This window comes from Haloarcula amylolytica, from assembly GCF_049705545.1.
Lineage (GTDB): Archaea > Halobacteriota > Halobacteria > Halobacteriales > Haloarculaceae > Haloarcula > Haloarcula amylolytica_B.
In genome coordinates this window covers 341,705-354,153 of the sequence record NZ_JBNAMU010000002.1, presented here as the reverse complement: position 1 = coordinate 354,153, position 12,449 = coordinate 341,705, and the positions used below count along the sequence as shown (strand labels likewise).

General features: G+C 60.3%; 10 protein-coding genes. 6 read left to right on the top strand and 4 right to left on the bottom strand.

From position 1 onward, the window contains the following. Window positions 1–690: 690 nt before the first annotated feature. On the bottom strand, window positions 691–1,458 hold the full coding sequence (locus tag ACOZ4H_RS18275; protein ID WP_424330694.1) for an IclR family transcriptional regulator: 768 nt from the start codon (window positions 1,456–1,458) through the stop codon (window positions 691–693). A 121-nt stretch (window positions 1,459–1,579) separates the two neighbouring features. Further along, a complete protein-coding gene (locus ACOZ4H_RS18270) occupies window positions 1,580–3,631 on the bottom strand; it encodes a hypothetical protein (protein WP_424330693.1) in 2,052 nt (683 codons plus the stop codon). A gap of 179 nt (window positions 3,632–3,810) precedes the next feature. Between ACOZ4H_RS18270 and ACOZ4H_RS18265 the strand changes: the two genes are divergently transcribed. The 6 genes from ACOZ4H_RS18265 to ACOZ4H_RS18240 all read left to right on the top strand — a co-directional run bounded on the left by ACOZ4H_RS18265 (window position 3,811) and on the right by ACOZ4H_RS18240 (window position 9,548). After that, window positions 3,811–5,334, top strand: a complete 1,524-nt coding sequence (locus ACOZ4H_RS18265; protein ID WP_424330692.1) for a substrate-binding domain-containing protein — start codon at window positions 3,811–3,813, stop codon at window positions 5,332–5,334. 75 nt (window positions 5,335–5,409) lie between these two features. Then, a complete protein-coding gene (locus ACOZ4H_RS18260) occupies window positions 5,410–6,363 on the top strand; it encodes a carbohydrate ABC transporter permease (RefSeq protein ID WP_424330691.1) in 954 nt (317 codons plus the stop codon). Next, the gene (locus ACOZ4H_RS18255; protein WP_424330690.1) at window positions 6,356–7,267 is read left to right on the top strand and encodes a carbohydrate ABC transporter permease; all 912 of its coding nucleotides are present in this window, start codon (window positions 6,356–6,358) and stop codon (window positions 7,265–7,267) included. The genes ACOZ4H_RS18260 and ACOZ4H_RS18255 overlap by 8 nt, the downstream gene beginning before the upstream one ends. 4 nt (window positions 7,268–7,271) lie before the next feature. Continuing rightward, on the top strand, window positions 7,272–8,423 hold the full coding sequence (locus ACOZ4H_RS18250) for an ABC transporter ATP-binding protein (protein WP_424330689.1): 1,152 nt from the start codon (window positions 7,272–7,274) through the stop codon (window positions 8,421–8,423). Between the two features lies 1 nt (window position 8,424). Next, window positions 8,425–8,589 carry a hypothetical protein gene (locus tag ACOZ4H_RS18245; RefSeq protein ID WP_424330688.1) on the top strand — a complete coding sequence of 55 codons (165 nt, stop codon included), beginning with the start codon at window positions 8,425–8,427 and terminating at the stop codon, window positions 8,587–8,589. Between the two features lie 149 nt (window positions 8,590–8,738). Then, entirely contained in the window at window positions 8,739–9,548 is an 810-nt protein-coding gene (locus ACOZ4H_RS18240; protein WP_424330687.1) for an aldo/keto reductase, read from the top strand. A gap of 165 nt (window positions 9,549–9,713) precedes the next feature. Here the strand turns inward: ACOZ4H_RS18240 and ACOZ4H_RS18235 are convergent, their stop codons facing one another. After that, entirely contained in the window at window positions 9,714–10,811 is a 1,098-nt protein-coding gene (locus ACOZ4H_RS18235; protein ID WP_424330686.1) for a Gfo/Idh/MocA family protein, read from the bottom strand. A 190-nt stretch (window positions 10,812–11,001) separates the two neighbouring features. Continuing rightward, window positions 11,002–12,351, bottom strand: coding sequence for a DUF362 domain-containing protein (locus ACOZ4H_RS18230; RefSeq protein WP_424330685.1), 1,350 nt, complete (start codon window positions 12,349–12,351; stop codon window positions 11,002–11,004). Window positions 12,352–12,449: the final 98 nt, after the last annotated feature.

Below are 12,449 nucleotides of genomic sequence, written 5' to 3'. Positions count from 1 at the left end.
TTCATGTGTTTCTTCCGGTAGTAACGGAAACCACGCTTCACACCGCTACGGTACCGGCAATCGAACCGATGAAAACAACGGCACTTTACGAGCCCAATGCGAAGCGAGACTCCGACGGGTTTCGTGTTCAGAGAACACAGATGGCCTGATAAATCAAACCTATCGCGGACACGACGATGGCACAGTGTGGATTGGTTCCTGTGTGTTGTCTCTGTCGTGTGTTCAAAATAGTCCGGTAATATCGGATAGCGAGTCACAGCGCACGTCATTGATCGCTGAGAATCGCCGGTACTCGGTCAAACTAACACGCGTACGTCCGTGATTTTGGCAGCTGAATTCGTAGGCACTGGTTCGTCATTCCGCTCTCGGCTGGGAACCCAGAGGGTATCGCCAATCTGAATCAGCCGAGTATCGGTTCGGAAGTTCCGCACCCTTTCTAACGCGTGTACAACCGTTATTTCTCTGGCCATCAGTTCGTCACCTTCGTCTCTTCTTCAGCATGTACCGATGGGGTAAGAGCTATTCTGAATATTGTTCCAAATGGAGGCATGTGTGGCATCATATTCAGGATAGTATCGCATAATTAGTGGAAGTTTCCAGATATCGATCAGGTGGCTGGTTCAAACTGTACCGTTGTCAAGCATTTCTGGATTATAATACAGTAATACTAGATACTGCTAAGAGGGCCGCTTACGTGTACGTGATATTCAGTTCAATTACGTTAGCAGCGCTTTTGAGCTTCGCGGGCAGTTCCTCCCGGAACCGTTCGTCCTGGAATCGGCTCGTCGGGCCGGAGACGCTAATTGCCCCCTCAACGGTATTGTTGTTGTTGACGATGGGGACTGCCACACACCGGAGTCCCTCGACACGGGCTTCATCGTCGAAGGCAATACCGGCTTCTCGAACCTGTTCAAGATGAGAGAATAGTTCCTCTCTGTCGGTGATCGTGTTTTCTGTGGTCGCAGGCATCCCGTGAGTGTCCAGAATTTCATTGACACGCTCGCGGGGAAGATGCGCGAGAATGGCGTTTCCGAGTCCCGTGTTGTGGAGATAGACGCGCTGTCCGGTGTAAGAATCCGTCTTGACCGCGTCCGCACCGTGCGTTCGGTAGAGGTACACCCCTTTCCCCTTCTGCTCGACCATTAGGTTCGCCAGTTCACCGGTTTCTTCGGCTAACGCTGCCACTTCGTCTTTCGCGATGTCGTATATCCGTTCATGATGGCGCGCGTGGCCGCCGAGATCAAGCAGTCGGAGGCCGACCTTGTACCGTCCGTCCTCTTTGACGACGTACCCGTCCGCCTCGAGCGTCGTGAGATAGTTGTGGATACTGCTTTTTGACAGGTCGAACGACTGCGTTAATTCCGCTAGCGTCGCCTCGTTACGGTCTTTCAGTTCTTCGAGGATGTCGAACGTCGTCTGTGCAGTCTTGACAGCGTTCGAGTTCTGCTGGTCAACCATAGGTGACAGGAGCACGTCGACGTGCATAAATCTACTCCAGCTTTGCCAAACCCAGATCCAGTAATACTGGACTACGGAAATTCGAGGGCACGACGAAAAATAGCGACGTGCCGATATCTCTTCAGAGGATGCGCACGTTGTCGAGCGCGCCAGTACTCCGGACTCCGATTCCACCGTCTTTGAACGTCTCGTCGCTCGCTGTCACGGACCCCAGCTCGGACCCGTCAGGGCCGCGGAGCGTGACATCAATGGAACCGAGCGACGCCCAGTTAATAACGAAGTCATACAGGACGCCTGTCTCGACCGAGAGGCTTGATTCGGCTAACTGCGTATAGTCCCCGCCCTCGCGCTTGTAGAGTTGAAGTCTGTCGCTGTCCGCCTCCGGATAAACGCGGGCGAAATAGAAGTTCTGCGCGTCTTGTACACCGAACGCGATACCGAAATTGCTGGTCGTTTCGGTCCGCGCGGCCGCGGCTGCGAACGTATCGCCCGCTTGTGGATACCGCGGGAGCCCGCCCGTCGAAGTGATGATGGCAGTGCCGCCGGCCGTATTCTTCAGACTGAGATCGCCGTCGCCCACTGGTGGATCACTGTTCACGACGTATGCGTCGGTCGCACCGTCGTATGCGGAGAGGTCACCGCCCTCGAAACTGTCGACGATACCCGAGCGCCTGTCTCCGCCGCCCTCCACCTGTTCGGTTACGAGCGAGCCGTCGTTATCGACGCGAACGCGATACTCGCTCGATCCGTCCGGCGTCGTGAGGACCGCGCCGTTACCGGCTCCCGGAACCTGCACGTCCGACTCCCCGACCACGAGCGACGGCCCGCCACCGGAACCGGCGTGGAACGCGTGCGATTGTGCGGTCTCGTGTCGCTGGGTTCCGTCGTCGAACCACCGCGTCGACCCGGCGGCGTCGTCACCGACTTCCGGTGCTGGTCGGATGTTCTGCTGGTCGAAGTGGGTGACGTATTCGATGTCGGTCCCGACTTCGGCGTTGTAGCAATCCACGTTCTGGATGTAGACGCCGTCGTGCCTGTCGCCCTCGCCGTCAGTCACGTCCGCGACGGTGACGCCGCTACGATACTCCATCGCGTTGTGGCGCTCCTGGACGTTCGAGACCGACACCTTCCGCGTCGACGTGACCGAGTTCTCCAGTTTGACGATGCTCTCGCTGACGGACTGGAGCGGATGGCCGCCACACTGTATCGAATCGAGGTTGATAGTCGCACCGCCATCGATTCGGATACTGTGCTCGCCGCCGCCGCCGCGCCAGTTGTAGATGTCGAGGTCGAAAGCGGGGCCGTACGGAACGTCGTCGCTCCCGTGTTCAGCGAGGAACCCGTCCCGGCAGCCAGTCACTTCGGTGTCGTGGATCGTCAGTTCGCTGGAGCCGTGGTAGTCGGCCAGTCTGATTCCGGCCGCAACGGTGTTGCGGCCCTCCAGGTTCTGGAGGTACATCCGGGAGATGTGCATGTGCCCGACGCCCTGAATGTCGATGAACGACCGGTCGAGGTTCTCCTTTGCGTAGAACATCCCGCCGTTGAGTGTGATGTTTTCCGTTTTCTCGTCCGGACCAATGACGAAGAAGCTCTCGACGGTATCGGTCGCGTAGATGAGCGTCCAGCCCATGTCGAAAACGAGCTTGCCGGTGTTATCGTCGATGACGATCGGTGACTCAACACGCCACGCGGGTAATCCGTCAGCGGCGGCGGGGTCGTCAGGGTCCGGTGCGGGAACGACGATGCGGTGACCGGGCTGTTGGTTCGGGATGTCATCGCCTCCGGGAAGCGCGTCGAGCACGTTCCCGATCTTCTGATCGAGCGTTTCGCCCGGATATTCCGTTACGATATGGACCGAGCCTGGGACGCCGCCGCTGGCATTGAGTGTCCCGTCGGTGACGGAGAGGTTGTCGCCGGTGAAATCGGAGACGGCGGCGTCGGTACCTGCCATCGAGAGCGAGCCGAGATTCTGCAACGCGTTCTCGTGGGCGTCCACCTCCGATCCCCAGTGGTACCACGGCTGGCTTCCGTTGTCGCCGTTCTGTGTCGCGCTTGCAGACCCCGTACCGAGGCCAACAATGCTGGCCCCGAGCAAGGCGAGTGCGCCTCGCCGCGGGAGCGTATAGTCTGACGTCGATTCGCCGTCGGTTGATGATGTATCGTCGTGACTCATGGTACCTCGTGCTATGTTGCCACAGCGAATCAAGTGTCAAACTAACTTCTCTTATAGTTTTGGATGTACCTCTCAGCGTCTGGCTCCCCGTGGCAGCAGCGGGTGATCTCGTAGCGACTGACGGGGTGGAAATCTACGTTAACAATAATTTTATATAGGGAGAGTATGATATGCGGAGTATGGTACGCACCAGCAGTGAGACCACGAGCAGCCGAAAAGCCGCCAGTGCACTTTCCCGCCGGCAATTTGTCGCTTCGATGGGCGCGACCGGCGTTGCCCTCGGGCTGGCCGGCTGTTCGGGGACCGGAAACGGGAGTGGAGACGGCGGTGACGGTAGCAGCGGGGGAGGGACTCCGACAGCGGATGACATCGAGTACAGCGGCGAGGACGTAACAGTCGAGTACAGTACAGCCCCCCTCTTCGGCAATATCTCGGATCAGCTCCAGCAGGCGGCCTACGACGCGGGACTGCCCGAGAGCATCGACATCAACTTCTCGACGACAGTCTGGGGGGCCGACGACCTGCAAGACCGGTACAACCAGATCCTCTCCGCCGGCCGGTCGACGCCGGACTTCATGCTGACGAATTTCGCGTACACGCCGTTTTTCGCGCCCCGCGAGTGGCTACTCGACCTCTCGCAGGTCCTCGGCGACGAGAAGATGACCGAACTGGAAAACGACTACTCGCAGGTGATGGTCGACTCGATGCGCTGGGATGGCGGCCTGTACGGCGTTCCCCAGTTCATCGATATCCCGACCATCCAGTACCGGAAAGACCTGGTCGAAGCAGCCGGCTACGACCCCGAGGGGGAGAACTGGGCGACTGAGCCGCTCACCTGGGACTACTTCGCGGAAGTCACGAAAGCAGCGAAAGAAGAGGCGGGGACCGACCACGGCTACACGACCGCGATGAACCAGCGAAACATCGGGAGCATCAGCGGCTACGAACACCTCGTCACGAACGGGGGCAACTACTTCGGCGACATGTCGAACCAGAACGGGCCGATCGGCGACCGATCCGTAACTATCGATGAGCAACAGACCATCGACACGCTCCGACAGTTCCGGACGTTCCTCTACGGCAGCGACGACGAGTATGCTGTCGAAGGTCTCGACGGCGGCATCACCCCGTCGGACGCCCTCGGCTGGGACACGTCCCCCTCGATGGAGTCGTTCAGCGCGGGCGAAGCGGTCATGCACCGGAACTGGTCGTTCGCAATCGCCGACTTCGGCAGTGAAGAGAACTTCGGCGAGAACCTCGGCGTCATGCCATATCCCTACGGCGTCTCCGAATCGGAGACAGCATACGAAGGCACCGGCGGAACGAACGCCAAGCTCGGCGGCTGGCACCTCTCGATCAACCCCAATACGGAGAAGTTGGCTGCGACCGTCGAAGTCATCAAGGCGATGACCTCCGACGAGTTCTACCTCAGCATCTTCGAAGCGACCGGGTCGACGCCGCCCAAGCCCGGCCTGTTCACCTCCGACCGGGCACAGGAGGTCGACGTGATGAACCGCTATCTCGACACACTCCAGTTCCAGTCGGAAAACCAGTTCGCCCCGCCGATCAACGCCGTCTGGGACCCGCAGAAGTCGGCTATCGGTCAGGAGTTCCACGCCTGCCTCAATCAGCAGAAATCCCCGGAGGAAGCCGTCGCCGCCGCACAGGAACAGGTCGAACAGATCGAGGAACAGGAGTCGTAAGCGTGCCCCGAGCGTCGATACCTCGCACAGTAATCTACAAGTCCCCGGGTTACGGGCTGTGCTAGTACACACACTATGAAACAGAAAGTCCAGCAGGCGGTGTCACCGATCTTCCTCAGGATCGAGCAGTTGGACGAGGCCAAGTACGGGTTTTTGCTCGTCTCGCCGGTGTTCCTCGTCCTCTCGGTCCTGGCGTTCTATCCGCTGGTCAGGACGTTGTACTTCTCGCTGCAAGACGATGACCTGACCGGAATGCACCCGATCGGTGAGTTCGTCGGTCTCGAAAACTACGTCCAGATACTCAGCGGCGACGCGAACGCGATACTGACCTCGCCGTTCTTTGACCTGCAAGCGCCCTTTTCGAGCGCGCTCATCGTTACACTCCTCATCACGGGCGTGAGCGTTGCCATTGGAACCCTCATGGGGCTCGGCATGGCGATCATCCTCAACAAGGAGTTCAGAGGGCGACGGTACGCACGGACCATCGTCATTCTCCCGTGGTCGATCCCGATCGTCATTCAGGGAATGATGTTCTTCCTGCTGTTCCAGCCGTCGCTGAGCCCGTTCGTCGAGCCGCTGGCGAATCTTGGCGTGTTCAGCGACAACCCGCTGATAAACAGCCAGGACTCGACCATCATCGTCATTCTCATCGACATCTGGCGGAAGATCCCCTTCATCGCGCTCATCATCATGGCTGGGATCGCGAGCATCGACCGCAATCTCTACGACGTTGCCGAGGTCGCGGGCGCGACGAAGTGGCAGCAGTTCCGGCTGATCACGCTGCCACAGATCAAGCCGGTGTTGTTCATCGGCATGATCTTCTACACGATCAGTTCGATGAAGATATACGGCATCGTTGAGGCGTCGGCGGGGTGTAGTACGGTTCCGACGCTGACCTGTCTGGTCGTCCAGACCTTCCGACAGCAGCGCTGGGCAACTGCGTCGGCGATCGCCTTCATCACCGCGCTCGTCATCGCCGTGATAATCATGGTGTACGTCGTCCGATACAGGGAGTCGACAAATGAGTGACCAGGAATACAGCGGCCTGACCGGCCGTATCGTCAAGTACACGATCCACAACTCGGCCGACGTCTATCGGCTGGGCTTCTGGGTCGGGCTCGTATCGTTCATCATGATCACGCTGTTCCCGTTCTACTGGCTGCTGGTCCTGGCGGTGACGCCGGACAATCAGCTCTACCAGATGGGGTTCGTGCCCGAGAACTTCAACATCGGCGTGTTCGCGACTGTTGTACAGGAATACCCGCTGCATCACTACATCTTCAACAGCATCCTCATCGCCACGATCACGGTGATCGTCTGCATCACGTTGGGGAGCCTCGCGGGCTATGCGTTCGGGCGGGTCGATTTCCCGGGGAAGGGACCGCTACTGGTGTTGCTACTTGTCATCTCGTACTTCCCGGGCATCGCTTTCCTGATCCCGCTGTTCGAGCTGCTCACCGGGTCGCTGAGCATCCTCGGAACGCCGACGCCGGACCTCTACAACACGCCGTGGGGGATGGTGTTCCCCTTCACGATGCTCAGCCTACCGATCACGATCTTCATCCTGACGACGTTCTACAGCCAGATTCCCGATGGGCTTGAGGACGCCGCCAGGGTTGAGGGGACGACCCGACTCGGAGCGCTGTTCCGGGTCATCATGCCGCTGTCGGCACCCGGCGTCGTGACCGCCGCGATTATCGTGTTCATCGGCGTCTACCGGGAGTTCTTCTTCTCGTTCATCATGACCGACGGCTCGCCGGAGAACTGGGCGGTTCTGGTGTACGGGATACTGAACTTCCAGCAGCAACACACACAGATGTACAACATGATGGCGGCCGCGAGCCTCATCGGGATCATCCCTATCGCGGTGCTAGTCATCATTGCACAAGAACACATCGTCCGCGGCCTGACCGCGGGCGGACTCAAGGAGTAAACACATGGGAGAAGTCAACCTCACCGACGTTCGCAAAGAGTACGAAGATGTCATCGCTGTCGAAGGCATGAACCTGACCATCGAGGACGGCGAGTTCGTCACGCTGGTCGGGCCATCCGGCTGTGGCAAATCGACCACCCTGGAGACTATCTCCGGCCTGACGACACCGACGAGTGGCACAATCGAAATCGCCGGAAAGGAGGTGACGAACAAGCCACCGAAGGATCGGAACATTGCGATGGTGTTCCAGAACATCGCGCTGTTCCCGCATATGACGGTGTACGAAAACATCAGCTTCGGCCTCCGGCTCCGGGATTTCGACCAGGAAGAGATCGACCGCCGGGTCGAAGACGCCGTCGAGATCGTCCAACTGGAAGGGATGCTCGACCGCAGTCCCGACGAACTCTCCGGCGGCCAGCAACAGCGGGTCGGCATTGCCCGCGCCATCGTCCGACAGCCGGACGTGTTCCTGATGGACGAGCCACTGGCGAACCTCGACGCCAAGCTTCGGGTGGCGATGCGGACGGAGATTCAGCGCCTTCAGAAAGAACTGGGGATCACGTCGGTGTACGTCACCCACGACCAGGAGGAGGCGATGACGATGTCCGACCGCATCGCGATCATCAACGACGGGGAACTCCAGCAGTGTTCGCCGCCGCTCGAGTGTTACAACCGGCCGGTGAACACCTTCGTCGCGCAGTTCATCGGGAGCCCGTCGATGAATCTCTTCAACGGGCAGGTCGCCGGTGACGAAATCGATGTCAGCGATTTCAGCGCCGAGTTCGATACGACTACCACACCGCTCCAGCAGGGCGATCCGGTCACGGTGGGCATCCGGCCGGAAGACATCTACCTCGCGGACGATGCCGACAGCATCGCGCACCCGAGCCGTCCCGTCACGGTGACCGTGGACGTGCTGGAACCGGTCGGCGACCAGACCTACGCCTACCTGCTGTCCGAGACCGACGGCGAAACCACGGAACTGCTGATGAGTGCCGACCCCGACAAAGATATCAACGAAGGCGATTCCATCGAAGTCGTGTTCTCCCGTGACGACGTACACGTGTTCGACGGCAGGACCGGTGACGCGATCACGCACAGTCTCGTCGATGCCGCCGCAGTCGTCGACAAAGCGGCTGTCGAGGGGGAGGCCTGAGATGCCGACGACCGCCGGCATCGCCTACATCGTCGCGATGACGCTCCTGTTCGCACTCTGGATATACGGCGCGGTGTCGCTGTACTTCGATCTCCGGTACCGCTTCCTGCCCAAGCTTCTCAGTTGGCTCCAAGAGCGGCGGTCCGAGCGACGCCAACTGGCGTAGCATCGGCCGGTTGCCCCCTCGTCCCAGTTTTCGCTCCCATTCGTTTCAAAACAGTGTCCGGTTTTCACTGCCCGACGGCAGCAGCCTCTCTCGTCGACGTATCAGGATTAATCACAAGAAATATGTGCGTTGCTGGTGTCCGCTCGTACATGAGCGAATTACCAGCCATTGGTCTCGGGACGTGGCAGAACACCGATCCGGACGTCTGCGCAGAAAGCGTTCGGACAGCCCTGGAGATGGGCTACCAGCACATCGATACGGCACAGTACTACGGCAACGAGGAAGCCGTCGGTGAGGGGATCGCCAGGGCCGACGTCCCGCGGGACGACGTGTTCGTCGCGTCGAAGGTCCACGCGGAGAAGTTCGGGCTGGCCCACGACGAGGTCATCGAGGGACTCGAGGTCACGCTCGACCGGCTGGGTCTCGACTCGCTCGATCTACTGTACGTTCACTGGCCGGTCGGGAACTACGAAGCGTCCGAGACACTCCCGGCGTTCGACGAACTCGTCGACCGCGGGCTCATAGACTACGTCGGCGTCTGTAACTTCAGTACGGAACTGCTCGACGAAGCGATGGACCACCTCGAATCGCCGCTGTTCGCCCACCAGGCGGAAACGCACCCGCTGTTACAGCAGGACGAACTCGTCGCTCACGCCCAGGAGAACGACTACTACCACGTCGCGTACTCGCCGCTGGCCCGCGGGAACGTCTTCGACAGTCCCGAGATCGAGGCCATCGCCGAGAAACACGACGTGAGTGCACCACAGGTCAGCCTCGCGTGGCTACTCACGCGCGAGAAGGTCCGCGCAGTGCCGAAGGCGACGGGTGAGTCCCACATCAGGGACAATCTCGGCGCACTGGAGCTCGAACTCGACGACGAAGACATCGAGCGGATCGAGAACATCGAGCGAACCGAGCGGTACGTCGAACGCGACGGCGCGCCGTGGCTCGACGACTGAGACGGGTTCGAACGCTGGTTTCGTGTAGTCAGCGTACCGGAAACGCGCAGACGGTTTTGTGAGCGCTATTGAGGTATCGAAGACAGAGCTCTATTATCGAACCACTCGGCAGCGATGAGGCAGATCGGATCTAAACGAGCGAGGCGTATTCCGAAAAACAGTCGCTCACCAGGACGTGATGGAGATGTCCCGAAGCGGTTGCGCCAGCGGGATATCCACTGTTGACCCGGTGTAGTGTGAGAGGTAGAACCCGACGATGATTTCGAGGGACCTGACGGCTTCGGTTCCGGGCGAGTAGTTCTCCGATTCGCCGTTCAGCAGGTCCTGAACGTGGGTCGCCGCGTTCGCGAACGAGCGCTGGTAGTCGTCTTCCCACGTCCACGCCCCTTCGATTCCAGGCAGCGACTCCTCGACGTGTTCGCCGTCCTGGAGCGACCAGTACCGCCACTCGCCGTCGTCGTTGTTCATGTACAGTTTCCCCTCGGTCCCGATGAAATTCAGCGTCATCGAGGACATGTCTCGCGGAATCGTACAGTCGACTGTCACGAAGGATTCGTCGTCCATCACCACGTGCCCGCCGCCACCGGCATCGACGACCTCTTGGGCTGCATCCAGCGAATCGACGGCTTCGTTCTCGCCCGTAATGTACCCGCTGACCTCTGAAGCTCTGGTATCGAGGAGGTAGACGAGGGTATCCAGCACGTGCGTGGAGTTTCGCATCAACTCCATCCGGTACTGCGTGCTCACCGACTTGACCTCGCCGAGGAGGTCCCGTTCATTGATGAGGTCGTGGAGTCGCTGGAGTTTGTCCGTGAAGCGAAACGAGTGGTTGACGACGAGTTCGGTGTCCGTCTCCTCGCAAACGTCGATCATCTCTTCGGCGGCGTTGACTTGGGAAGCGATGGGTTTCTCACACCAGATAACCGCCGGATCGGCCGCCGAGTGCGCGACGTCTATCGTGTGTTCGTGGTGGAGAAACGACGGCGTACAGACCGAGACGACGTCGAGGTCTTCGGCTTCGAGCATCGCTTCGTGGCCGACGTACTGGCCGTCCTCCGGGATGTCCCACGCGTCACCGAACGTCGTCAGTTTCTCTTCATCGACGTCTGCGACGGCGACGAGTTCGATCTCCGATGTACTCGCGTACCCGCCGGCGTGGCTCGCTTCGATCTTCTCCGTACCGATCTCGTCCTCGTCGTGCATGCCGAGGATGCCCATTCCCGCGATACCGCCCGTTCCGATTATGCCTGCTCGATATGTCATATGTGGTCGTGCCGTGGCTGGGCACAGACGTGGCTCGCACGCCGTCTGCGGCGCTGACGAGACAGTCCGCTACCAGCGGCTGGCGCTCTCCGTAGTTAGCACATCAATAGCGGACCTTATAAATCTTTGAGTGTACCAGCCGGGTTCGACGGCAGCGGCGAGGCAACGCCGCAGAAATTAAGCGAAACGGCTACTCGCGGAGCGACGGCGCGACGAGTTGGCCGTTGTCGAACTCGATCGGCGACGGCTCTTCGACGACACGAAGGTCGTCACGGTCACGTGCGGCCCTCACCAGCGCCGGCGACGCGTAGAGTCGGTGGAGGTGCATCGTGTCGGCTGCACGGAGCACGCGAACAGTGTCGGTGTCGACGACCCCAATCGTCGACAGCGCGGCGACGATGCCGGCACGGTCGGTTTCGACCACTGGCGGTAACTTCACCCCGCGAATCGTGCTTGCAGTGAGAGCGTTGATGAGCGACGTCTGCGCGTCGAGCTCTGCGACGATGTCCTCGTGGATAACGTCCGCCGAGCCGACGCCCATCGCGTTCCCGTGGGTCTTCTCTGTCAGCCCGCGTGTGAAGATGCGCTTGACGTCCGGCGTCTCGGGAGCCGGCTCGTTTATCGAGAACGGTCGGCGGCCGATGACGTTGGTGTCAAGTCCCTGGCCGCTGATCTCCTTCCCCTGGCGGTCGAACACCACGAGATCAAGTTCCTCGAACGGGAGCTTCGGCATCAGTTCGTAGGCGGTCTCTAACAGTTCCTCCTCGCGGTCGAGGAAGCCACTCGGCGGCACGCCCTCTATCAGCGTCGTCTCGTCGTGTTGGTCCTCGACGATTGCGACACCGCCGACGATGGGCAGCTCCTCGAGCAACTGCCCGGTGATCTCTGGAATCATCCGCCGGAACGACCAGTCGACGGCCCACTTGTGCGCGATCTGTGCGCCGCGTTGCTTGCCCATGCCGATGACGAGCATCTTCGAGAGCCCGCTCTCGACTGGCCCGTCGAAGTCCGTGTGTGGCTTGACGCGGTTGATGGGGATGATAGCATCAGCCGCCACGGCGTTGTCGTCGGCGACGACAGGAACGTCCCGGTCCGGCGTTCGCCCGACTTCGACGACATCCATGGTCGACCGGATTTCACAGCCGATAGCCGACTCGGTCACGCCGAGTTCGTTCAGCATCGTTCGCTGGCCCTCGCCGGTAGCGCCACCGTGGCTTCCCATCGCCGGGAAGACGAACGGCTCGTAGCCGGCATCAGAAACGGCGTCGACGACTCCGGCGACGATAGTGGGCAGGTTCGCGATACCTCGGCTGCCGACTCCGAGCGCGACCTCGCCGTCTTCAGGCACGTCGGCAAAGGACAGGGATTCGACCGCCCGGGCCGCGTGTGTTGCGACGTCGTCCGGCGCTATCGGGTCCGTCTCCCAGACCTGTTCGATGATGCCGAGTTCGGGGAGCGGCGGGTCGCCACAGGCGTCGATAATCGTCTCTTCCGGTACGGAGAGTGCGTCCGCCGCGACCTGTTGATCGCTTGCGTTCATACGCGGCATATGACCCCGTCTGTTTATAAACGTGACCCACGGACAACCCGGGCTGTGCCAGCCGTTCCATCGAGACTCGATAGTCCGGTAGCCCCGCT